Consider the following 21282-nt stretch of genomic DNA (forward strand, 5'->3'; position numbering starts at 1 on the left):
CGCCCGCCCTGCCACGCCTCCAACCCCTGCGACCTGATCCAGGGCGAGATCGATCGTTCCTGCGCGATGTGGACCCGCGACGGCGAAACCCCGCCGAAAGAGTGCAAGGGCTGATCCTCTCCCTCCCCTTCATAGGAAAGGAGAAAGCGCGCTCAAACAGAGAGCGACCGCGTCGCGAGCGATAGCGCACAAAAAGACCCCGGCGGATCGCTCCGCCGGGGCCTTCTTCAGTTCAGCAATGACGCCGAGGCTTAGTCGCGACGGCGACGGCCGCGGTCGCCGCCGTTGCGGTCGCCCTTGGGACGGCCGCCGGTGTCTTCCGACAGCGGGGCTTCGCCGCGTTCAGCGCGCTCGGCGTTGATCTTGTCGGTGATGTCCTCGCCGGTTTCCTGATCGACGACCTTCATCGACAGCTTGGTCTTGCCGCGATCGTCGAAGCCCAGGAACTTGACCTTGACCTCCTGGCCTTCCGACAGGACGTCGGCCGGGTTGGCGACGCGCTCCAGGGCGATCTGGGACACGTGGACCAGGCCGTCCTTGGCGCCGAAGAAGTTCACGAAGGCGCCGAAGTCGACGACCTTCACGACCTTGCCGGTGTAGATGGCGCCGACTTCCGGCTCCGAGGCGATGGATTGGATCCAGGCCTTGGCGGCTTCGATCTTCTCTTGCTCGTTGGCGGCGATCTTGATGGTGCCGTCGTCGCCGATGTCGATCTTGGCGCCGGTCTTTTCCACGATCTCGCGGATGACCTTGCCGCCCGAACCGATCACTTCACGGATCTTGTCGACCGCGATCTTGATGGATTCGATCTTGGGCGCGAACTCGCCCAGCTCGGCGCGGGGAGCCTCCATCGCCTTCGACATTTCGTCGAGGATGTGCAGACGACCGGCCGAAGCCTGCGTCAGGGCCTGCTGCATGATCTCCTTGGTGATGCCGGCGACCTTGATGTCCATCTGAAGGCTGGTGATGCCTTCCGAGGTGCCCGCGACCTTGAAGTCCATGTCGCCCAGGTGATCTTCGTCGCCCAAGATGTCCGACAGGATGGCGAACTCGCCCGACGGCTCCAGGATCAGACCCATGGCGATGCCCGAGACCGGACGGGCCAGCGGCACGCCGGCGTCCATCAGGGCCAGCGACGAACCGCAGACCGTGGCCATCGAGGACGAGCCGTTGGACTCGGTGATCTCCGACACCAGACGGATGGTGTAGGGGAAGTCTTCCTTCGACGGCAGCATCGGGCGGATGGCGCGCCAGGCCAGCTTGCCGTGGCCGATTTCACGACGGCCCGGCGAGCCCATGCGGCCCGCTTCACCGACCGAATAGGGCGGGAAGTTGTAGTGCAGCAGGAAGGACTCTTTGTAGGTGCCCGTCAGGCTGTCGATGTACTGCTCGTCCTCGCCGGTGCCCAGGGTGGCGACGACCAGGGCCTGGGTTTCGCCGCGCGTGAACAGCGACGAACCGTGGGTGCGCGGCAGGACGCCGACTTCCGAGACGATGGCGCGGACCTTGTCCAGGGCGCGGCCGTCGACGCGGTGGCTGTTCTCGATGATGTCGCGACGCAGGACGTCGGCTTCGCATTCCTTGAACGCGGCCGAGAACTTGGACGAGTCGACGCCTTCCGGCTTCTCGTCGGTCTTCACCAGGGCCTCGGCGGCCTTCTTCTTGGCGGCGTCGACGCCCGAGCGGCGGTCATACTTGCCCGGATGGGCGTAGGCGGCCTTGATCTCTTCGCCGACCAGCGCCTTGATCGAGGCGACCACGTCCGAGTGGTCCTCGGCCTGGAAGTCGAACGGCTCCTTGGCGGCGTGTTCGGCCAGGTCGATGATGGCGTCGATGACCGGCTGCATGCCCGCGTGCGCGAACATCAGAGCCTCGAGCATCTTCTCTTCCGACAGCTCCTTGGCTTCGGATTCGACCATCATCAGGGCGTCCTGCGTGCCCGCGACGACCAGATCCAGGGCGCTTTCGCCCATCTGGTCGATGGCCGGGTTCAGCACCAGTTCGCCGTCGATCATGCCGACGCGCGCGGCGCCGATCGGGCCCATGAAGGGCACGCCCGAGATGGTCAGAGCGGCCGAGGCGGCGACCATGCCCAGGATGTCGGGATCGTTCTCAAGGTCGTGCTGCAGCACGGTGACGATGACCTGGGTCTCGTTCTTGAAGCCCTTGACGAACAGGGGGCGGATCGGGCGGTCGATCAGACGGGAGACCAGGGTCTCCTTCTCGGTCGGACGGCCTTCACGCTTGAAGTAGCCGCCCGGGATCTTGCCGGCCGCAAAGGTCTTTTCCTGGTAGTTGACCGTCAGGGGGAAGAAATCCAGGCCCGGCTTGGGCTGACGGCCGTAGACGACGGTGGCCAGGACCACGGTCTCGCCGTAGGTCGCCAGCACGGCGCCGTCGGCCTGACGGGCGATGCGGCCCGTCTCGAGGGTCAAGGGGCGTCCGGCCCACTCGATCGTCTTGCGTTTGATATCGAACATGTTTCGTCTTTCGTCTCCCGCGGGCGTATTCCCGTCGGGGGTGTGCGGAGCGTCAGGCCGTTCAGTCCTTAACGGTCCCCGTTGACCTGACCGCGACATCGCGGCCGGGCGGGTGATTGAGGACCGGATTCAAGGCCCTCGCGTCGGTTGCGCCGGTAAGACCCGCGGCGCGCGGGAAAGCGTAGTCTAGGAGCGGAACGAGGCGCGGACGTGTCCGCCCGCGCCTCGTGGAATTATCCGATCCGCAACCGGGCGCGCCTTAGCGACGCAGGCCCAGCTTGGCGATCAGCGCCTGATAGCGGGCGCTGTCGGTCTTGTTCAGGTGGTCCAGAAGGCGACGACGCTGCGAAACCTGCTTCAGCAGGCCACGACGCGAGTGGTTGTCCTTCTTGTGGGTCTTGAAGTGCTCGGTCAGGTTGGCGATGCGTTCCGTCAGGATCGCGACCTGGACTTCCGCCGAACCGGTGTCGCCCGTCGAGCGAGCGTTGTCGGCGATGACTTCAGCCTTACGTTGAGCCGTAATCGACATCAGAGTTCTCCGTTATGGGAGGTTGAAAACACGATCGGGTTCAAGCCGACCGGCCCTGAGATTGCCGAGCGCGACCAGGGTTCCGCCCTCGAAGACCGAAACCAGCCGCGAGCCGGCGGGCAGCCGGTCCTTGAGGGTTTCAATCTGTCGGGGGAGCAGAACGATCGGCCGTCCCTGCCTCAGAGAGAGGGCGTCCTGATCCGTCACGGCCAACTCCGGGATGTCGTCCAGAGCGGTCGAAACGGGCAGCAAGCCCTCAAAGGCGGCGCCCTTATGCGCCAACTCTTCCAGAAAATCCAGCGTTACGGCGTTGTCGACCGAGAACGGCCCCACCCGCTCGCGCCTCAGGTCCGAGACATGGCCCTCGGCGCCCAGCATGATCGCCAGGTCGCGCGCCAGCGAACGGACATAGACGCCCTTGCCCGTGCGCATCGTGATCTCGACGTGATCGGCGTCCGGCGCGGCCGTCACCGCCGCCTCATGAATGGTCACGCGGCGCGACTGCAGCTCGACCTCGACCCCCGCCCGCGCCAGGTCATAGGCGCGCTCGCCATTGACCCGTACGGCCGAGAAGGCCGGCGGCGTCTGATCGATCTCGCCGACGAAGGACGGCAAGGCGGCCTTCACCGCCTCGACCGAGGGGCGCACGTCGGAACGAGCGATGATCTCGCCCTCGCGGTCGATGCTGTCGGTCGAAATGCCCCAGTGGATGGTGAAGCGATAGACCTTCTGCGCCTCCATCATGAAGGGCACCGTCTTGGTCGCCTCGCCCAGCGCGATGGGCAGTATGCCCGAGGCCAGCGGGTCCAGCGTGCCCGCATGGCCCGCCTTCTGGGCGTTGAACAGGCGACGAATCTTCGTCACCGCCTCGGTCGAACCCATCTCATAGGGCTTGTCCAGGCACACCCAGCCGTTGACGAGATCGCCCTTCTTGCGTCGCGCCATAACTCAGTCTTCGCCCTGGTCGTCAGCGTGTTCGATATCGGCGCGCACGCGCGGATCATTGAACAGACGGTCCATGTGGCTGGCCGTGTCGAAGCTCTCGTCGTGGCGGAATTTCAGGTCCGGCGTGAACTTCATGTCGATGCGGCGACCCAGCTGACCGCGCAAGAATTTGGCATGGTCGTTCAGCGCCTTGATGATCTCGCTCTCGTGACCCGTCGTTTCGGCGGCGTCGACGCCGGCGCCCAGCGGTTCGACGAAACAGGTCGCGTGGCGCAGGTCCGGGCTCATCCGCACCTCGGTCACGGTGACGGAGACGCCGACCAGGGCTTCATCGTGAATCTCATGCTCGCGCATGACGTCGACCAGGGCGTGGCGGATCAGTTCTCCGGCGCGCAGCTGGCGCTGCGACGGCCCCAGCGGGCCGCTGGCGTTGCGGGTGTGTTGCTTGCGGGCCATCGTGGGCTCCTCCTGCTCGCGCCGCCGGGGATCGGACGCCGGCTCTGAAACGCGAAGGGGCGGGGTCTAGTCGCCTGCGCCGCTCAAGTCCAGTTCCGCCGCACTCTGTTCCGCCTGCCGGGCCGCCCGCATCACCGCGCCTGAGGTCAAGCTGCGGGCCATGGGCATGGGCAGGCCGCCCGCGTTCAGCACCTCGGCCGTCCAGTGATTGCACAGATGCCCGACCCAGAAGGTCTCGCCGCTGGCGTAGAAGACGGCGTCGTCGCCGTCTCTCTGCGCCGAAACCACCACCTGCCCGCCCTCATCCAGCCGCAGCGACGTCGCCACCCGCGCGCGCAGGGCGGCGAAGCCCTGGGGCGACAGGCGCAGCGTCGCCCGCCCCGGCTCGGCGAACAGCGCCGGATCGGTCGGATCGGGGTCCAGCATGAGCACCGAAGGATTGCCGCCGGGCTTGAAGAAGGCCCGCGCCCCGTCGGGCAGGCGGCCGCTGATCGCCCCCTGTTCGACATAGAAGACGGAGTCGCCCCAGCCGATCCGCACCCAGTCGCCCGGCGGCAGGGCCCGCACCGCCCGCGCCAGGGCGTCGTCGCCCGCCGCCAGCGCCGCGCGCGGCACGGCCAGGTCGGTGTGAAAGCCGTTGTCGAGCAGATAGACGACGATCGCCGTCTCCGACGATGCGGCGGGGAACAACGCTGGATCGCCCGGCCGCTGCGCCGTCCACACCCCGGCCAGCAGGCCGATCAGGACAGCCAGGCTCCAGCGGATCAGCACCTCCGCGCCGCCTAGTTGGTCCCGAAGGCGGCAGGGACGTCGCGGGCGGGCGAAGAGCCCTGCATCGTCGCCCATTCGCCGCGATAGTCGTAGTTCAAGGTGACGCAGTGACGGAACTGACCGTCGGCCCAGCGCCCGACCGTCTCGATCGTCAGGGGATGGCCTGCGCGCACCCGTCCGACGACGATGAAGGCCTGGTCCGAGCCGGGGCACAGGGCGCGCGACAGGGCGCGGCCGTCGCCGTCGGTCGTGATGCTGTACACCCCGCCGTCCGCCGCCCCCTGCGGCAGGACGCGGCGCACCTGTTCCGGCCCGCCGCGCTCGAACCGCGCCGACCCGCGCGAGCTCGAAGAGAACAGGTTCCTCACCGAAGTGGCGCCGAACCAGCCGCGCTCGACCTCCAGCGTCACCCCGCGCGTCAGGGCCTGGGTGGCGCGGTCGCGCGCATCGAAGGACAGGAAACGAGTATCGGCCATCGCCGGCGTCGCTAGGGCGCCCAGGCCGGCGACGATCAGCAGCAGAGACAGGTCAGGACGAGGCATGGCGGCCCATTCATTAGCGCCCCCCGACGCGATAGAGCCGAACCCTAAGGCCAAGCGGGCTTCAGATGAAGCCCATCGAGTGGAAAGACGGCGGTCGATCCGTCATGATGCCCCTCCCCCCGCTACATGACCCAAGACCGTGTTCACAGACCCCTTCGACATCGACAACTACGCCCAGGATCCGGATCACTACCTCGCCGTGCCCTTCGTGCCGACCGAGGAGGACACGGTCGAGGCCATGCTGAGTCTAGCGGGCGTCGGTCCCGGCGATCGTCTGTATGATCTCGGCTGCGGCGACGGACGCATCGTCATCGCCGCCGCCCGCGATCGCGACGCGCGCGGCGTCGGCGTCGACGTCGACCCCCTGCGGATCGCCGACGCCATGGAGTTCGCCGGTTGGGCCGGGGTCGAACACATGGTCGACTTCCGCGAGGAAGACCTGTTCAGCGTCGATGTCCGCGAGGCCACCGTGGTCAGCCTCTATCTGCTTCAGTCCATCAATGTGCAGTTGCGCCCGCGCCTGCTCAGCCAGCTGAAGCCCGGCGCCCGCATCGTCTCCCACGCCTTCGACATGGGCGACTGGCCGGCCGACGAGCGGATCAAGGTCGCCGACGGCTACATCTACAAATGGACGGTTCCCGCCTCGGTCGCAGGTCTATGGAGCTGGACGGGCGCCGACGGAACGCCGTGCCGGTTGGAGCTGGAGCAAACCTATCAGCAGGTCACGGGCCGCGCCTGGCTGGGGGAGATTGAGGTCGACCTGCTCGGCGCCGAACTGTGCGGAGAACGGCTGGAGATTGAGCTTCAGGCGAACGACGCGACGCCGGTTCAGCGCTTCACCCTGACCTTCGCGGATGGCGCGTTGAAGTCCGCCGTCGAGGCGTGACCTCACTCACCCGCTCATCCCCAAAGACAAAGGGCGCGGCTTCCGTGGAAACCGCGCCCTTCATGTTTCAGGCCGTGAGGCTCAAGCGTTCTAGTCCAGGGTGCGCTTGATCTCTTCGACGGTGAAGCACTCGATGTAGTCGCCTTCCTTGATGTCCTGGAAGCCGGCGAACTGCATGCCGCACTCCTGACCCGAAGGCACTTCGTTGACCTCGTCCTTGAAGCGCTTGAGCGTGTTGAGCACGCCCAGCTCCAGCACCACCACGTCGTCGCGGATGATGCGGACGCGCGCGCCCTTGCGGACCACGCCCTCGGTGACGCGGCAGCCCGCGACCCGGCCGACCTTGGTGATGTCGAAGGTCTGCAGCACCTTGGCGTTGCCCAGGAAGGTTTCGCGCTGGAGCGGCGCCAGCATGCCCGAGAGCACGCCCTTAATGTCGTCCAGCAGGTCGTAGATGATCGAGTAGTAGCGGATCTCGACGCCTTCACGCTCCGCCAGGTCGCGCGCCTGTTTCGAGGCGCGGACGTTGAAGCCCAGGATCGGCGCCCCGGCCGACTTGGCCAGGTTGACGTCGCTCTCGGTGATGCCGCCGGCGCCCGAATAGACGGTGCGGGCGCGGACCTCGTCGTTGCCCATCTTGTCCAGCGAGCCGACGATGGCTTCGGCCGTGCCCTGAACGTCGGCCTTGATGAGGACCGGCAGTTCATTGACCTTCTTGGACTGCAGCTTCGACATCATGTCGACCAGCGACAGCGAACCGCCCGAGACCTGGGTCTTCTCGCGCTTCACGCGCTGACGGTATTCCGTCAGTTCGCGAGCGCGGGCCTCGGATTCCACCACGGCGAAGACGTCGCCCGGCGACGGCGCCTCGTCCAGGCCGAGAATCTCGACCGGAACCGACGGACCGGCTTCAGGCAGTTGCTCGTTGCGCTCGTTCAGCAGGGCGCGAACCTTGCCCCAGGCCGAACCGGCCACGACGATGTCGCCGCGCTTCAGCGTGCCGCGCTTGACCAGGACGGTCGCGACCGGGCCGCGGCCCTTGTCCAGCTTGGCCTCGATGACCACGCCTTCGGCCGAACGGTCGGCGTTGGCGCGCAGGTCCATGACTTCGGCCTGCAGCAGGATGGCGTCGGTCAGACCGTTGAGGTTGATCTTCTCCTTGGCCGACAGCTCGATGATCTGAGTGTCGCCGCCCAGGCTCTCGGAGATGACTTCATACTGAAGCAGCTCGTTGACGATCTTCTGCGAATTGGCGTCCGGCTTGTCGATCTTGTTGACCGCCACGATGATCGGCGAACCCGCCGCCTTGGCGTGCTGGATGGCCTCGACCGTCTGCGGCATGACGCCGTCGTCGGCCGCCACGACCAGGACGACGATGTCGGTGACGTTGGCGCCGCGCGCCCGCATCGCCGAGAAGGCCGCGTGGCCCGGCGTGTCCAGGAAGGTGATGCGCTGACCGTCGGCCAGGCGCACCTGATAGGCGCCGATGTGCTGCGTGATGCCGCCGGCTTCGCCGCCCGCCACGTCCGTGGTGCGCAACGCGTCCAGAAGCGAGGTCTTGCCGTGGTCGACGTGGCCCATGATGGCCACGACCGGGGGGCGGATCTCGCCCGCGTCGGCGTCGTCGGCGTCGGCGATGAAGCCTTCTTCAACGTCGGATTCGGACACGCGCTTGACGGCCATGCCGTATTCCTCGGCCACCAGTTCGGCGGTGTCGGAATCGATCACGTCGTTGATCTTCATCATCAGGCCCTGACGCATCAGGAATTTGATGATGTCGACGCCGCGCACGGCCATCCGGTTGGCCAGTTCGCCGACGGTGATGGTGTCGGGGATGACCACTTCACGCGGACGGTTCGGCGTCTCGGTCGAGCCGCCGCGGCGCTTTTCCTTCTCGCGTTCGCGAGCGCGGCGCACCGAGGCCAGCGAGCGCATGCGCTCGACGGCGTCCTCGTCGCCTCCCGCCACCGAATGGATGGTCAGGCGGCCTTCGCGGCGCTTGGGCTCGCCGCGCGTGCGGCTGACGGCCTTGCCGGGCGCGTTGTCGGCGAAACGTTTCTCGCGATCGTCCTCGCGGCCGGTGGCCGGACGGGCGAAACCGCCGCCGGCGCGGCTGGGACGCGCCACTTCGGGCTGGGCCGGAGGCTGGTTCGGGGCCGGACGGGCGCCGGGACGCGAGGCGCCGGGCGCGCCGGTGCGGGCGCCGGGGGCCGGACGCGGGTTCAGCGCCGAATAGCGGACGGTCTGGGCCGGACGCGCAGGACGCTCGGCGCCCTCGCGGCCGCCTTCGCGCGGCGCCTGTTCACGGGCCTGCGGACGCTCGCCGTCGCCCATGGCCTGTTCGCGAGCCGAACGACCGCCGAAGGCGGGACGCTCCAGCGGCGCGCGGCCGGTCGGGATCTTGGGCGCGCGCTGGCCGAAGTTGACGGTCGGGCGCTTGGGCGCGGCCGGGGCCGCCGGCTTGGCCGGCTCAGGCTTGGCTTCGACCTTCGGAGCCTCGACCTTGGGCGCTTCGGCCTTCGGCGCGGCAGGCTTGGCCGGCGTGGGGGCGGGCGCCGCTGCGCTCAGCTTGGCGGCCTCCACGCGGGCGGCCTCGGCTGCGGCCTTGGCGGCGGCGGCTTCAGCCGCGGCCTTGGCGGCGGCGGCCTCGACGGCGGCGGCCTGTTGGCGCTCGGCGGCCTTGGCGGCGACCGCCTTGCGTTCGCGCTCGGCGGCCTGTTGCGTGGCCAGGGCGATGGCGCGGCGACGCGCCTCCTGTTCCTCGGGCGACAGGGCGCCGCCGGCCGGTTGACGCGGCGCGGCCGAACGCGGCGCGCCGCCTTCGGGGCGCGGACGCGCGACGTCGAAGCCCTGCGGACGCTGATGCCCGCCCTGCGGGCCAGCGCGGCGCTTGGTCTCGACGACGACGGTCTTGGAACGGCCGTGGCTGAAGCTCTGTTTCACCGTGCCGGTCGAGACCGAGCCCGCCGCACGCGGCTTCAGGCTCAACGGCGCGCGCGGCCCCGTTTGCGAAGGCGTGTTGGCAGGAGTCTTGCCGTCGTTGGAATTGTTGTTTTCGTCGCTCATCCGGTCGCTTTACTCAGGGCGGAGAATTCCGCCTTCGTCTCTCAATCACCCATAGCAGAATGCGGCCCCGCCTCCGTTGTTTCGGAAACAGGCCCGCAGCCGCTCAAACCCTAAGGCTCTCCTTCCGGAGCCGCGCTCCGGTCGTCCTCTGCGCCGTGTTCGGGCCCCGCCCGGTTCCAGCTCTGGGGACAGAGAGGTCGAAATCCCGCCAGCCGCTGAACCTCCATGGTCCAGCGATCGGCCCGCCCGCCTTGCAGCAGGACGGCGTGTATCGCATTTTCCAGCCCAAGGGCCAAACTCAAATCGTCCGCGCTGAAAGCCCCGCAGATTTCGGGGGCGGGCGAGGCGTGTCTGGAGAGGGCCAGAAGCTTGCCGCGCCCATCGGCCGAGCCGTCGGCGGCTTCAATCAGCCAGGCGGCGCGGCCGCTGCGGATCGCCGCAGCGCATTTCTCGAACCCAGAGATAAGCACGCCTTCGCGCCGGGCAAGACCCAGCTGGTCCAGGCAGCGCCGAACCAGCAGGCTTTCGACCACATCAGGCAGGTCCGCGGCGGGCTTCAACGGCGCCTTGGCCGCCCGCGCGAACAGGTTCTTCTTGATCGCGGCCTCAAGCGAGGCGCGGTCGGCCGCGACCCACAGGCCGCGCCCCGGAAGCTTGCGCCCCAGATCGGGCGCCACCGCCCCGTCCGGGGCCGCCACGAAACGGATCAGACGAGATTCATCGAGGGCCTGGCGCGACGCCAGGTCCTGACGATCCCTATCGATCAACGTCTCGGACGACCTCATGGACGGCTGCGGCTCCCATCACATGTCGCGGGACTGATCGTCGAGGTCGCCGGAAGCGGCCTCTGCATCAGCGTCGACGTCAGCGTCAGCCGCGACGGCGTCTTCATCGCCCTCAGCTTCGGCCTCTTCCTCGAAAGCTTCTTCCTCGACGTATTCCGGCTGAGGCAGTTCCGAAGCGTCGATCCAGCCAGCGGCCACGCGCGCCTGCAAGATCAGCATTTCGGCGTCTTCCTGGCTCAGATTGAAGCTTTCCAGCACGCCCGGAACCTTCACGCGCTCGCCGCCGCGCACTTCATAGCCGCCGCGGATTTCGTCGGTGGCCAGGTCGGCCAGATCCTCGACCGTCTTCACCCCGCCTTCGCCCAAGGCGACGGCGATGGCGGCGGTCACGCCCGGCACTTCCAGAACGCCGTCTTCGACGCCCAGGGCCACGCGCTTGGCGTCCAGCTCGGCCGCCTGACGCTCCAGGTGTTCGCGGGCGCGGGTCTGCAGCTCTTCGGCCGTGTCCTCGTCGAAGCCTTCGATCTCGGAGATTTCATAAGCCTCGACGAAGGCCAGATCCTCGACCGTGGCGAAGCCTTCGGTGACCAGCAGCTGGGCGATCGTCTCGTCCACGTCCAGGGCTTCCTGGAACAGGGCGGTGCGTTCGGCGAACTCGCGCTGGCGACGCTCGGAGTCCTGGGACTCGGTGATGATGTCGATCTGCCAGCCGGTCAGCTGCGAGGCCAGGCGGACGTTCTGGCCGCGACGGCCGATGGCCAGCGACAGCTGCTCGTCCGGCACCACGACTTCAACGCGGTCGGCTTCTTCGTCCAGCACCACCTTGGCCACTTCGGCCGGGGCCAGGGCGTTGACGATGAAGGTCGGCTCGTCCTCGTTCCACTGGATGATGTCGATCTTCTCGCCCTGCAGTTCGGCGACGACCGCCTGAACGCGCGAGCCGCGCATGCCGACGCAGGCGCCGACGGGGTCGATCGAGCTGTCGTTCGACAGGACGGCCATCTTGGCGCGCGAACCGGCGTCGCGGGCGGCGGCGCGGATCTCGATCACGCCGTCGTAGACTTCCGGCACTTCCTGGGCGAACAGCTTGGCCATGAAGCCGGGATGGGCGCGCGACAGCATGACCTGCGGACCCTTGGCCTCGGGGCGCACGTCGTAGATGTAGGTGCGGACGCGGTCGCCGACGTTGAACACCTCGCGCGGGATCGACTGGTCGCGGCGCATGATGCCTTCGCCACGGCCCAGGTCGACGATGGTGTTGCCGTATTCGACGCGCTTGACCGTACCGTTGACGATCTCGCCGACGCGATCCTTGAACTCTTCGTACTGGTTGGCGCGCTCGGCCTCGCGGACCTTTCCGGTCACGACCTGGCGAGCCATCTGCGTCTGGACGCGGCCGAACTCGAACGGCGGCAGGATCTCGACGTATTCCTTGCCGACCTCAGCCTCGGCGTCGCGCTTCAGCGCGTCGCGCAGGCGCACCATGGCGCTGTCGTTGAACTCTTCCAGCTCGTCTTCCGGCTGCCAGTCGTCAGCGACGATGGTGACGTGGCGCGTCAGGCTCAGCTCGCCGGTCTTGTGGTCGATCTGGGCGCGGATGTCGTGGTGCGCGCCATAGCGCGACTTGGCGCCCTTCTGGATCGCCTCCTCGATCGCCTCGATGACGATCTCCCGGTCGATGTTCTTCTCGCGCGCGACGGCGTCGGCGATGGAGAGCAGTTCCAGACGGTTGGCGGAGATTCCGGTCACGGCCATCAGGCGTCGTCCTTAGTGGAGTCGGAGTTGGATTGTTCAGCGTCGGGCGCGCCCCCAGACGTATCTTGGGGCAGGCCGTCGTCTTCGGGTTCGCCGCGCGCCGCGCGCAGGGCCGCGCCGCGTTTCAGCAGTTCGTCGGTCAGCACCAGCTTGGCGTCGGCCAGCCAGGCGAAGGGGATCAGGGCGGTCTCGTCCTCGCCGTCCAGATCGATGGCGATGTTCTCGCCCTCGGTCCCGGCCACGACGCCCTTGAAGCGCTTGCGCCCCTCGACCATGCGGTCGGTCTCGATGCGGGCCTCCAGCCCTTCGAACAGGTCGAAGTCGATCAGGCGCGTCAGCGGCCGATCGATGCCGGGCGACGAGACTTCCAGCAGATACTCGCCCGAGATCGGGTCGGCGGCGTCCAGCACCTCGGACACGGCGCGCGACAGACGGGCGCACTCCTCGACCGAGATGTCGTGGTCGGTCTGGCGCTCGGCCATGATCTGCAGGCGGCGACGCAGCGTCCCGCCCATCAGGCGCACGCGCACGACCGCCAGCCCCAGGCTCTCGGCCACGGGGTCGATCAGCTCCAGCAGAGCACGGTCTTCGGCGGTCTTGGCCCGCAAGCGGCTACTCCAAAAACAAAAGCGACGGTCCGTCCGGGCCGCCGCTTGATACGACGCCGTTGGACGTCGGTCTAACGATGTGAGCGGTCATATAGGCGAAAGCGGGGGCCGTGTCAGCCCCCGCCGTCACCCCATGCCAATCACGGCCATACGATCAGGCCGTCCGGTCAGAACTCCTGCCAGTCGTCCTCGACCTCTTGCAGCCGAGCGGCGCCGCCGCGACCGACGGTCTTCAGCACCGCAATGGTCCGAGGCGCCGGCGCAGGCGAAGGCTCGGCCGCGACAGCCCCTCCGATGCGGAAACGCGCCACCGAGGCGGCCAGGACGTCGGCCTCCTGGGCCAGGGAGTGGCTGGCGGCCGTCGATTCCTCGACCATCGCAGCATTCTGCTGAGTGACTTGATCCATCTGGTTCACGGCGGTGTTGACCTGCTGCAGGCCTGTCGCCTGCTCCTGGGCCGAGGCCGAAATCTCCGCGACCAGGCCGTCGATTTCGGCCACGCGGCCGACGATGCGCTGCAGGGCCTCGCCCGTCTGTCCGACCAGGGCCACCCCCGCGCCGACCTGCTGACTGGAGGCCGAGATCAAAGCCTTGATCTCCTTGGCCGCCTCGGCCGAACGCTGGGCCAGGGCGCGCACTTCGGAGGCCACCACGGCGAAGCCGCGGCCGGCGTCGCCCGCGCGCGCCGCCTCGACGCCGGCGTTCAGCGCCAGAAGGTTGGTCTGGAAGGCGATCTCGTCGATCACCCCGATGATGTCGCCGATCTGGTTGGACGACGCCTCGATCCGGCTCATGGCCTCCACGGCGTCGCGCACCACCTGGCCGCTGCCCTCGGCGTCGTCGCGCGCCGAATGCGCCACGCCCGAAGCCTGACGGGCGCCGTCGGCGGTCCGGTTCACCGTGGCGGTGATCTGATCCAGAGCCGCCGCCGTTTCTTCCAGGCTGGCCGCCTGTTGTTCGGTGCGGCGCGACAGGTCGTCCGACGCTTCGGAAATCTCGTTCGAGCCCGAACGGATGGCCGCGACATTGGCCACGACCGCCGCCACGGCGCTTTCCAACTGTGCGATGGCGGCGTTGAAGTCGGCCTTCAGCTGCTCCGCCTTGGGCGCCACCGACACCGTCATGCGATGGGTCAGGTCGCCCGACGCCATGGCGTTCAGGCCCTGGCCAAGGGCGGTGATGGCGATGCGGTCCTCCTCGGCGGCCTTGGCCTTTTCCGCCTCGACGCGGATGCGCTCCTCTTCGGCCGCCTGACGCTGGGCCGCAGCTTCGGCCTCCAGGCGGTCGTTGGCGAGGGCGGCGTCGCGGAACACCTCAAGGGCGCCGGCCATCCGCCCGATCTCGTCACGCCGCGCCAGGCCCGGAATGGCTGTCGTCCTGTCGCCGTCCGCCAGGCGCTTCATCCGTGCGGCCAAGGCCACCACCGGCTGCGCCACCGATCGCCCTAGGAACCATCCGGCGGCGCCCACGGCGACCGCCACGGCGAGCGCCATCCCGCCCAGAGCCAGGGCCGCACGTCCCACGGTAGCGACGATCTGATCCGTATAGACGCCCGAGCCGATCACCCAGCCCCACGGCTTGAAGGCCTGAACATAGGACACCTTGGGCGCAGGCTCCTGCTGGCCCGGCTTGGCCCAGCGGTAGTTGACGAAGCCCCCGCCGTCGCGCCGGGCGACCTCGGTCATCTCGCGGAACATGAAGACGCCGTCGGCGTCGGTCTTTGCGTTCAGATCCTGCCCTTCCAGCTGCGGGCTGAAAGGATGCATGACCATGCGCGGGTGCATGTCGTTGACCCAGAAATAGTCGTCCTGGCCGTAGCGCAGGGCGCGCAGGGTCGACAGGGCGGCGGTCTGGGCCTGGGCGCGAGTCATGACGCCCAGCTGCTCCTGGGCGTGATAGTGGGCGACGACGCTATGGGCCACCTCGACGGTCTTCTGGGTGCGGTCCGCGATCTCATCTCGCAGCACGCCGTCAAGCTTCATCAACGACAGGCCCGCGACCAGCAGAAGTCCGGCCACCGCGAGCACCGAAAGCAGGTTCACCCGCCCGCTGATCGTCAAACCACCCATAGATCATCCCCCTGACTGTCAGAGCCAGGGTGACGGACGGGGGTAAACACAAAGAAAACCGCCGTTCGTAGAAACACGTATGCCGCGGCGTCAGGCCAGGCGTTCGAACTCCAGGAAGATCGGATCGGTGTCGCCCAGCTTCTTTTCCTCATAGCGGGTGACGACGTGGTCTTCGGGCGCGGCGAACCAGTCGGCGCCCGTCTCCCGGCGCCCCAGCCCCGGCGTACGCGCCAGCCGCTCCAGCGCCCAGTCGGCGTAGTCCAGCCAGTCGGTGACGAAACGCACGCGGCCGCCCGGCTTCAGCAGGCGGGCGATCTCCACCGCCGTCTCGTCCTGCAGGAAGCGGCGCTTGTTGTGGCGCGCCTTGTGCCAGGGGTCGGGGAATAGGATCATCACCCGGTCCAGCGAGGCGTCCGGCAGGGCCGTCATCACCGCGCGGGCGTCGTCGGCGTGCAGCCGCACATTCTGAAGCCCGCCTTCCTCGACGTGACGCAAAGCCGAGGCGACGCCGTTCAGGAAGGGCTCGCAGCCGATCATCACCGCCTCGGGATGGCGCGCCGCCTGGGCCGCCAGGTGCTCGCCGCCGCCGAAGCCGATCTCCAGCCACGCCGCTTTCGCGCCGGGCATCAGGGCTTGAGGGTCGATCGGCCCCTTGGCCGGGTCCGGCACGACGATGCGCGGCATCAGGGTGTCGAACAGGGCCGCCTGCTTCGCCTTGATCGGCCGCGACTTGATGCGCCCGAAGGAGCGCAGCGGGCCATGCGCCTTGGCCCATTCAGGGCGGTCGGCGTCGGACGGTTTGGGATCGGTCTCGTCGGTCATGGCGCGCGCTCTAGACCATTTTCGGTTCAGTCGAAATCGACTGAACCCAGAACAATGGTCCAGAATTATGCTTGGAGCGAATATCTGTGTTCAGTTGGACACTCGTCCAACTGAACACAGATATTCGCTCTAGCGGCTTAAGCCCGCGCACGCAAAGCCCCATACTTGCGGAAGCCTCAGCCCCACGGCCCGCGCGGCGGCGCGGCGGGGGCGTCGTCGGTCGTCGGCACGCTGGTCCCCCGGACCGGCGCGGCGGACGTGCTGGACGCGACAGGCGCAGGCGCCACGAAGGCCGCCGCCGGACGCACGCGCCCGCCCATGCCCATCTTCGCGCCCAGCTCCATCAGGGCGCGGACGCGATTGCCCGTGGCCGGGTGGGTCGAGAACAGATTGTCCGCCCCCTTTCCGTTCAGCGGATTGATGATGAACATATGGGCCGTCGCCGGATTGCGCTCGGCCGGGGCGTTGACCGCCCCGCGCGCATAGGCCTCGATCTTCTGCAGGGCCGAAGCCAGGGCCTGAGGGTCGTCGGCGATCTCGGCGCCGACGCGATCGGCTTCATATTCGCGGGTGCGGCTGATGGCCATCTGCACCAGACCCGCCGCCATCGGCGCCAGCAGCATCAGGGCGATGGTCCCGATCATGCCGCCCGGCCGCTCGCGGTCGTCCCCGCCGCCGAAGAACAGGGCGAAGTTGGCCAGCATGGCGATGGCGCCCGCCACCGTCGCCGTGACCGTCATGGTCAGGGTGTCGCGGTTCTTCACATGGGCCAGCTCGTGCGCCATGACGCCGCGAATCTCTTCGCGCGTCAGCATGTCCAGCAGGCCGGTCGTCGCCGCCACCGCCGCGTTTTGGGGATTGCGTCCCGTGGCGAAGGCGTTCGGCTGATCGTTCGGAATGATGGTGATGTTGGGCAGGGGCAGGCCCGCGTCGCCGGCCATCTGCTTCACATCGGCGACATAGGCGCGCACCACGGCGTTGGGGTGGGTCTCGTCCACCGGCTGGGCGCGGTACATCTTCAGGACGATCTTGTCCGCATTCCAATAGGAAAACAGGTTCATGCCCGCCGCCGCGACCAGGGCGATCGCCATGCCGGGCCCTTTGCCGATCAGATAGCCGATCCCCATGAACAGGGCGGTCATCACGGCCAGCAGGGCGAATGTCTTCAGATGGTTCATACGGGCTTCGGTCGCGCTGTCGGACTTCAAGGGGTGGCGTGTTCAGCCGGAACGTCTATTTGAGCCCCAGTATCCCCGCTCTCAAGGCAGGCGACCTGTGACCGAACAGCCCACCCCCCCGACTGAACACCCGACCGAACCTTCCCCCGAGGAAGCCTTCAACGCCGACGTGCCCCACGCCACGTCCGAGCGCCCCCTGAACGAGGCCGCCCGCCGCGCCCTGCTGGAGGCGGCCGAACGCCGCGCCGCCGAGGAGGCCGCCGCGCTTCCGAACGAGGTCGGCGGCCGCAAGGGACCGGAGCCCACCCGTTTCGGCGACTGGGAGAAGAAGGGTCTAGCAGTGGACTTTTAGGGCGCTAGCGCTCACCGCGCGGCGGCTCGCTGCTTGAGCTGGTTAGGACGCTAGCGCTCCCCGCGCGGCGGCTCGCTGCTTGAGCTGGTAGAGCGCCAACGCTCGCCGCGCAGCGACTCGCTGCCTGAGCGAAGGCGGTCTGGACGCCTCATGCCTCCCGCCGATGCGGCCTCCCGGTTCCCTTGACGGGAGAATAGTGAACGCTCCGGCCAGATCCGCATTAACCTTTACGGCTGAAACAAGGAGCGCAGCCATGAAGGCTCTATTCTACGCCGCCGCAGGCGCGGCGATCCTCATCGCCGGAGCGGCCGAGGCTCATCAGGCCGGCGCCCGATACAACGCCGCCGCCGGCTACGCCCGCGGTCCCGTGATCCAGACCCGCGCCCAGACCTGGTACAGCGACACCGGCTGGCAGGGCGGCTACGGCCCGATCGAAAGCTACGGCTATGGTTACGGCTACGGCGGCGCCGGAGTTCGTCCGCCGGTCGTGATCGCTCCGTCACAGCCGCCGATCCAGCACGGCGGCTACGCCTATTCCGGCGTCACCCGCTCCATGCCCTTCGGCTATCCGGTCGACGGCTACGGCCGCTACCCCTGGGCGCGCTACGGCTATGGCGGTTACGGCGGTCAGTACAGCGGCGGCGGCTATTACCAGCAGGGCTATTATCAAGGCGGATACGGCCAGGACTGCGGCCGTTGCGGCCCGCCGCCCCAGCCCGTCTACTACCGTTCGGAGCCGGTCTACGTCAGCCAGCCGCCGGTCTATGTCTCGCAACCGCCCGTCTATGTGGAATCGCCGCCGGTCTATTTGCAGCCGGCCCCGGTCTACGTCGAACCGGCCCGCGTCCACGTGGCGCCGCCGCCGGTCCATGTGGCCGCCGCCGACGTGCGCGTCGCCCCGGCCCAGGTCGAGGTGGCCCGCCCCAACGTCTACGTCGAGCCGCCGCGCGTCGAAACCGCTCCGCCGGTCGTGAACTTCGACCAGGGCTATTACGCCGTGCCGCCCGCCCCGCCGGCGCCGCCGTCTCCGACCGAGCGGCCCTACCGCCAGGAACGCGGCGAACGCGGCTGATACGAAAAAGGGCGGCGTCCGCAGACGCCGCCCTCCTTGTTTCACGTGAAGCAGACCCCTTACGGATCAAGCCCATAGGCCTCAGACCAGGGCGATCTCCTGGGTGATCGCCTGGGCCGCCGCGCGCGGATCGGCGACGGCGGTGATCGGACGGCCGATGACCAGATGGGTCGCCCCCGATTGCAGGGCGCTGGCCGGGGTCGCTGCGCGCGCCTGATCGTCCATGGCCGCGCCTGCGGGCCGCACGCCCGGCGTCACGATCAGGAAGTCCTCGCGACCCGCCCCCGCCGCGATTTCACGCGCGCGGCTCGCCTCATGCGGGCTGGAGACGACGCCGTGGATTCCAGCCTCCAACGCCTGACGCACCCGCTGTTCCACCAGTTCGGCCGCCGACAGGCTGTGGTCGTCCGCCTTCAGATCGTCGTCGGTCAGGCTGGTCAGGACGGTGACGCCCAGGATCTTCAGCTCCGATCCCGCCGCGCCGCGCGCCGCCGCCGCCATCACCTGGGGCCGGGCGTGGACGGTCAGCAGGTCGCAGCCCGCGTTCGCCAGCACCGCCGTCGCCTTCTCCACCGTCGCGCCGATATCGTGCAGCTTCCAGTCCAGAAACACCTGGGTGCCCGACGCCTTCAGCTCGCGCGCCAGCCCCATGCCGTCCGAGGCGAACAGCTGCAGCCCGACCTTGTAGAAGCCGACCGCATCGCCGATCCGTTCGACCAGGGCGCGCGCCTCATCGGTCGTCGGCACGTCCAGGGCGCAGATGACGCGCGGGTCGAAGGGGCGATTGGGACGGTCTGCTGACATTTCCGGCTCTCGGCGGCTTGCAGGCGCGCGCGGATGCCCCGATAGGTGAGACAAGGGGTCGCGGTCGCGCGGCGGGTTTTCTAAGGCGGGGGCAAGCAATGAACGCGGTCGATCTGGGGGTCAACCTGTTCGTGGCGCTGTTCGCCCTGCTGGACCCGATCGGCAATGTGCCGATCTTCGCGGCGGCTACGGCGGGCGCCTCCCTGCGTCAGCGCATCACGGTCTCGGCCATGATCTGCGCCTTCGCGGCGGTCTTCCTCGGCTTCTTCTTCTTCACGGGCCTGGGCCTGTTGCAGTTCTTCGGCATTTCTCTGGCCGCCTTCCGCATCGCGGGCGGCATCCTGCTGCTGCTGCTGGGCTTGGACATGGCCCGCGAGGACTTCCTCAAGATCTTCGCCGACGCCGACGCCGCGACCGACGCCCAGGACGTGCGCGGCTACGCCAAGCGCCGGTTCAAGCGTCTGATCGTGCCCTTCGCCATTCCCCTGATGATCGGACCGGGCGCCATCTCGGCCATCATCATCCAGGCGGGCGAGGCCCAGAAGCTGGGCGCGGCGGGCACGGCGGCGTCGCTGACCGCCATGGTCGCCGCCTGCGTCGTCACCTTCCTGTGCTTCGCCGCCACCGGCCCGATCAGCCGCCTGCTGGGCGACGTGGGCATGGCCATCGTGGTGCGGGTTCTGGGCCTGATCCTGTGCGCCCTGGCGATCCAGTTCATCCTGATGGGTCTGGGCGAGGCCCTGCCGGGGATGTTCAGCGCGGGCGTCACCACCCCCTACCCCTCCGGCGGGCACTAAATGCTCTAGAGGCGGTCCAGCCGTCTAGCGTGGCCGCCGACCATCTTCAGCGCCAGGGCGTCGGGCAGCAGCCCGCCCAGCGCCGCCAGCACATTGTTGGCTGCGCCCGGCGTCACGCGCGGCCGATTGGCTTCGACCGCGTCCCAGCCGATGCGGGCCACGCGGTCGGCGTCCATCCACATCCACTTGGGATAGGCGGCCGAGACCTGCTCGCGCGAGCCGTTGACGTCGTGGAACTCGGTATAGGTGTAGCCGGGGCACAGGGCGGTGACATGCACGCCGGTCCCTTGCGTCTCCAGCCACAACCCCTGCGACGCCTTGATCAGGAAGCTCTTGATCGGGCCGTAAAGCGTGTCGCCGCCCGTCGCCGGCATCTGCCCGGCCAGGGAGGCCACGTTCAGCACCCGGCCCCAGCCGCGCGCGACCATGCCGGGCAGCACCAGGCGCGACAGCTCGACCGGCGCGCTCAGCATGACGCGGATCATGGCGGCGTGGTCCGCCGGATCGGTCGCCAGAAAGCCTGTGGTCCGGCTGAAGCCCGCATTGTTGATCAGGCCGTCGACGCTCAACCCCCGCGCCCCGATCGCCTCGACCAGACGCGCAGGCGCCTCGGGTTCAGCCAGGTCGGCGACGACGACGGTCGCGGCGACTCCGTGGGCGGCGGCCAGCTCCGCGGCCAGGGCCTGAAGCGGCCCTTCGCGCCGGGCGGTCAGGATCAGGTCATGGCCTCGCGCCGCGCAGACGCGCGCCAGGGCGGCGCCGATGCCCGCCGAAGCCCCGGTGATCAGAACGGTGCGACGCCCCTCCCCCAAGGACGCCTCGTCAGGCCGCGTCGGCGTTGGGGCAGCACGGATGCGGCGCGAACGGACGCAGCACCTCGGAATCTTCGGCCAGCAGGTCGGCGATGGTGATCTTCGACAGGGCCGCGCCCGCCGCCTGATCCGCCGCCGTCAGGGCCTTGGCCACCTGGCGCGGAATATGCTCGCCCACTGGGCAGCCCTTGGCCCCGGCGGGCGGCGAACCCAGCTGGGCGCAGCCGTTCACCGCCTTCAGCACCTCATCCAGGCGAATATCCTCGGGCCGCCGCAGCAGCCACGACCCGCCCGACGCGCCGGGGCGCGTGGCGATCAGGCCCGCCTTGGCCAGCAGGGCCGTGACCCGGCGGATCACCACCGGATTGGTCGGCACCGAAGCCGCCAGGACGGCGCTCGGCTCGGCCTCAGTCGCCGCATAGGCGCCCTTGTGGGCCAGATAGGCCAGGGCGTGGGCGGCGACGGGAAAACGTTGGCTGTCAGACATCAGGGTTCATGCTCCTGATAGGAAGGTAGGCCTTCCGAGGGCGTTTCACAAATCGATCCGTAACAA

Annotated in this window: 20 protein-coding genes; 4 read left to right on the plus strand and 16 right to left on the minus strand. The window is 68.5% G+C overall.

Annotation, left to right across the window (positions count from 1 at the left end; translation table 11 throughout):
- Positions 1 to 251 precede the first annotated feature (251 nt).
- The 6 genes from pnp to BJP32_RS14470 form a co-directional block, all read right to left on the minus strand.
- Positions 252 to 2480: a polyribonucleotide nucleotidyltransferase gene (gene pnp / locus BJP32_RS14445; RefSeq protein ID WP_076224615.1), complete on the minus strand. Its 2229-nt coding sequence runs from the start codon at positions 2478 to 2480 to the stop codon at positions 252 to 254.
- A 259-nt stretch (positions 2481 to 2739) separates the two neighbouring features.
- Positions 2740 to 3009, minus strand: a complete 270-nt coding sequence (gene rpsO / locus BJP32_RS14450; protein WP_003166644.1) for a 30S ribosomal protein S15 — start codon at positions 3007 to 3009, stop codon at positions 2740 to 2742.
- 12 nt (positions 3010 to 3021) lie between these two features.
- Entirely contained in the window at positions 3022 to 3954 is a 933-nt protein-coding gene (gene truB / locus BJP32_RS14455) for a tRNA pseudouridine(55) synthase TruB (protein WP_046653044.1), read from the minus strand.
- A 3-nt stretch (positions 3955 to 3957) separates the two neighbouring features.
- Positions 3958 to 4410 carry a 30S ribosome-binding factor RbfA gene (gene rbfA, locus BJP32_RS14460; protein ID WP_046653043.1) on the minus strand — a complete coding sequence of 151 codons (453 nt, stop codon included), beginning with the start codon at positions 4408 to 4410 and terminating at the stop codon, positions 3958 to 3960.
- Positions 4411 to 4476: 66 nt separating this feature from the next.
- The gene (locus BJP32_RS14465; RefSeq protein ID WP_233126854.1) at positions 4477 to 5181 is read right to left on the minus strand and encodes a DUF2459 domain-containing protein; all 705 of its coding nucleotides are present in this window, start codon (positions 5179 to 5181) and stop codon (positions 4477 to 4479) included.
- 11 nt (positions 5182 to 5192) lie between these two features.
- Positions 5193 to 5723, minus strand: a complete 531-nt coding sequence (locus BJP32_RS14470) for a hypothetical protein (RefSeq protein WP_076224616.1) — start codon at positions 5721 to 5723, stop codon at positions 5193 to 5195.
- A 139-nt stretch (positions 5724 to 5862) separates the two neighbouring features.
- Between BJP32_RS14470 and BJP32_RS14475 the strand changes: the two genes are divergently transcribed.
- On the plus strand, positions 5863 to 6609 hold the full coding sequence (locus BJP32_RS14475; protein ID WP_046653041.1) for a cyclopropane-fatty-acyl-phospholipid synthase family protein: 747 nt from the start codon (positions 5863 to 5865) through the stop codon (positions 6607 to 6609).
- Positions 6610 to 6699: 90 nt separating this feature from the next.
- On the opposite strand, the gene infB is transcribed toward BJP32_RS14475, so the two are convergent.
- The 7 genes from infB to htpX form a co-directional block, all read right to left on the minus strand.
- Entirely contained in the window at positions 6700 to 9675 is a 2976-nt protein-coding gene (infB, locus tag BJP32_RS14480; protein ID WP_076224618.1) for a translation initiation factor IF-2, read from the minus strand.
- Positions 9676 to 9785: 110 nt separating this feature from the next.
- Entirely contained in the window at positions 9786 to 10460 is a 675-nt protein-coding gene (locus BJP32_RS14485) for an RNA-binding protein (protein ID WP_046652765.1), read from the minus strand.
- 18 nt (positions 10461 to 10478) lie between these two features.
- Entirely contained in the window at positions 10479 to 12215 is a 1737-nt protein-coding gene (nusA, locus tag BJP32_RS14490; protein ID WP_076224619.1) for a transcription termination factor NusA, read from the minus strand.
- Complete coding sequence (gene rimP, locus BJP32_RS14495; RefSeq protein WP_076224621.1) at positions 12215 to 12823, minus strand: ribosome maturation factor RimP; 609 nt, start codon at positions 12821 to 12823, stop codon at positions 12215 to 12217. Before rimP ends, nusA begins: the two co-directional genes overlap by 1 nt.
- A gap of 167 nt (positions 12824 to 12990) precedes the next feature.
- Positions 12991 to 14892, minus strand: coding sequence for a methyl-accepting chemotaxis protein (locus BJP32_RS14500; RefSeq protein ID WP_046652763.1), 1902 nt, complete (start codon positions 14890 to 14892; stop codon positions 12991 to 12993).
- 90 nt (positions 14893 to 14982) lie between these two features.
- On the minus strand, positions 14983 to 15714 hold the full coding sequence (trmB, locus tag BJP32_RS14505) for a tRNA (guanosine(46)-N7)-methyltransferase TrmB (protein WP_046652762.1): 732 nt from the start codon (positions 15712 to 15714) through the stop codon (positions 14983 to 14985).
- Between the two features lie 176 nt (positions 15715 to 15890).
- Complete coding sequence (gene htpX, locus BJP32_RS14510; RefSeq protein WP_046652878.1) at positions 15891 to 16892, minus strand: zinc metalloprotease HtpX; 1002 nt, start codon at positions 16890 to 16892, stop codon at positions 15891 to 15893.
- 169 nt (positions 16893 to 17061) lie between these two features.
- On the opposite strand from htpX, the gene BJP32_RS14515 reads away from it, so the two are divergent.
- Both BJP32_RS14515 and BJP32_RS14520 read left to right on the plus strand, forming a co-directional pair.
- A complete protein-coding gene (locus BJP32_RS14515) occupies positions 17062 to 17244 on the plus strand; it encodes a DUF1674 domain-containing protein (protein ID WP_095046073.1) in 183 nt (60 codons plus the stop codon).
- 253 nt (positions 17245 to 17497) lie between these two features.
- Complete coding sequence (locus tag BJP32_RS14520; protein WP_076224622.1) at positions 17498 to 18316, plus strand: hypothetical protein; 819 nt, start codon at positions 17498 to 17500, stop codon at positions 18314 to 18316.
- 81 nt (positions 18317 to 18397) lie between these two features.
- Here the strand turns inward: BJP32_RS14520 and pyrF are convergent, their stop codons facing one another.
- Positions 18398 to 19120: an orotidine-5'-phosphate decarboxylase gene (gene pyrF / locus BJP32_RS14525; RefSeq protein ID WP_076224624.1), complete on the minus strand. Its 723-nt coding sequence runs from the start codon at positions 19118 to 19120 to the stop codon at positions 18398 to 18400.
- A gap of 98 nt (positions 19121 to 19218) precedes the next feature.
- Here pyrF and BJP32_RS14530 point away from each other — a divergent pair, with 98 nt between their 5' ends.
- The gene (locus BJP32_RS14530) at positions 19219 to 19917 is read left to right on the plus strand and encodes a MarC family protein (protein WP_003166626.1); all 699 of its coding nucleotides are present in this window, start codon (positions 19219 to 19221) and stop codon (positions 19915 to 19917) included.
- A gap of 5 nt (positions 19918 to 19922) precedes the next feature.
- On the opposite strand, the gene BJP32_RS14535 is transcribed toward BJP32_RS14530, so the two are convergent.
- Both BJP32_RS14535 and BJP32_RS14540 read right to left on the minus strand, forming a co-directional pair.
- Positions 19923 to 20729 (minus strand): SDR family oxidoreductase, encoded by an 807-nt coding sequence (locus BJP32_RS14535; RefSeq protein WP_076224625.1) that lies wholly within the window; start codon positions 20727 to 20729, stop codon positions 19923 to 19925.
- Positions 20730 to 20739: 10 nt separating this feature from the next.
- Positions 20740 to 21216, minus strand: coding sequence for an Rrf2 family transcriptional regulator (locus BJP32_RS14540; protein WP_003166623.1), 477 nt, complete (start codon positions 21214 to 21216; stop codon positions 20740 to 20742).
- Between the last annotated feature and the right edge of the window lie 66 nt (positions 21217 to 21282).

Source organism: Brevundimonas sp. ZS04 (genome assembly GCF_001956865.1).
GTDB classification, from domain to species: Bacteria; Pseudomonadota; Alphaproteobacteria; order Caulobacterales; family Caulobacteraceae; genus Brevundimonas; species Brevundimonas diminuta.

Bases quoted from the DNA above. Each gene is read 5' to 3' on its own strand.
- infB (WP_076224618.1), bottom strand. From the start codon at position 9,675: ATGAGCGACGAAAACAACAATTCCAACGACGGCAAGACTCCTGCCAAC.
- trmB (WP_046652762.1), bottom strand. From the start codon at position 15,714: ATGACCGACGAGACCGATCCCAAACCGTCCGACGCCGACCGCCCTGAA.
- BJP32_RS14500 (WP_046652763.1), bottom strand. From the start codon at position 14,892: ATGGGTGGTTTGACGATCAGCGGGCGGGTGAACCTGCTTTCGGTGCTC.
- BJP32_RS14520 (WP_076224622.1), top strand. From the start codon at position 17,498: ATGAAGGCTCTATTCTACGCCGCCGCAGGCGCGGCGATCCTCATCGCC.
- rpsO (WP_003166644.1), bottom strand. From the start codon at position 3,009: ATGTCGATTACGGCTCAACGTAAGGCTGAAGTCATCGCCGACAACGCT.
- rbfA (WP_046653043.1), bottom strand. From the start codon at position 4,410: ATGGCCCGCAAGCAACACACCCGCAACGCCAGCGGCCCGCTGGGGCCG.
- BJP32_RS14470 (WP_076224616.1), bottom strand. From the start codon at position 5,723: ATGCCTCGTCCTGACCTGTCTCTGCTGCTGATCGTCGCCGGCCTGGGC.
- nusA (WP_076224619.1), bottom strand. From the start codon at position 12,215: ATGGCCGTGACCGGAATCTCCGCCAACCGTCTGGAACTGCTCTCCATC.
- htpX (WP_046652878.1), bottom strand. From the start codon at position 16,892: ATGAACCATCTGAAGACATTCGCCCTGCTGGCCGTGATGACCGCCCTG.
- BJP32_RS14540 (WP_003166623.1), bottom strand. From the start codon at position 21,216: ATGTCTGACAGCCAACGTTTTCCCGTCGCCGCCCACGCCCTGGCCTAT.
- pnp (WP_076224615.1), bottom strand. From the start codon at position 2,480: ATGTTCGATATCAAACGCAAGACGATCGAGTGGGCCGGACGCCCCTTG.
- truB (WP_046653044.1), bottom strand. From the start codon at position 3,954: ATGGCGCGACGCAAGAAGGGCGATCTCGTCAACGGCTGGGTGTGCCTG.
- pyrF (WP_076224624.1), bottom strand. From the start codon at position 19,120: ATGTCAGCAGACCGTCCCAATCGCCCCTTCGACCCGCGCGTCATCTGC.
- BJP32_RS14485 (WP_046652765.1), bottom strand. From the start codon at position 10,460: ATGAGGTCGTCCGAGACGTTGATCGATAGGGATCGTCAGGACCTGGCG.
- BJP32_RS14530 (WP_003166626.1), top strand. From the start codon at position 19,219: ATGAACGCGGTCGATCTGGGGGTCAACCTGTTCGTGGCGCTGTTCGCC.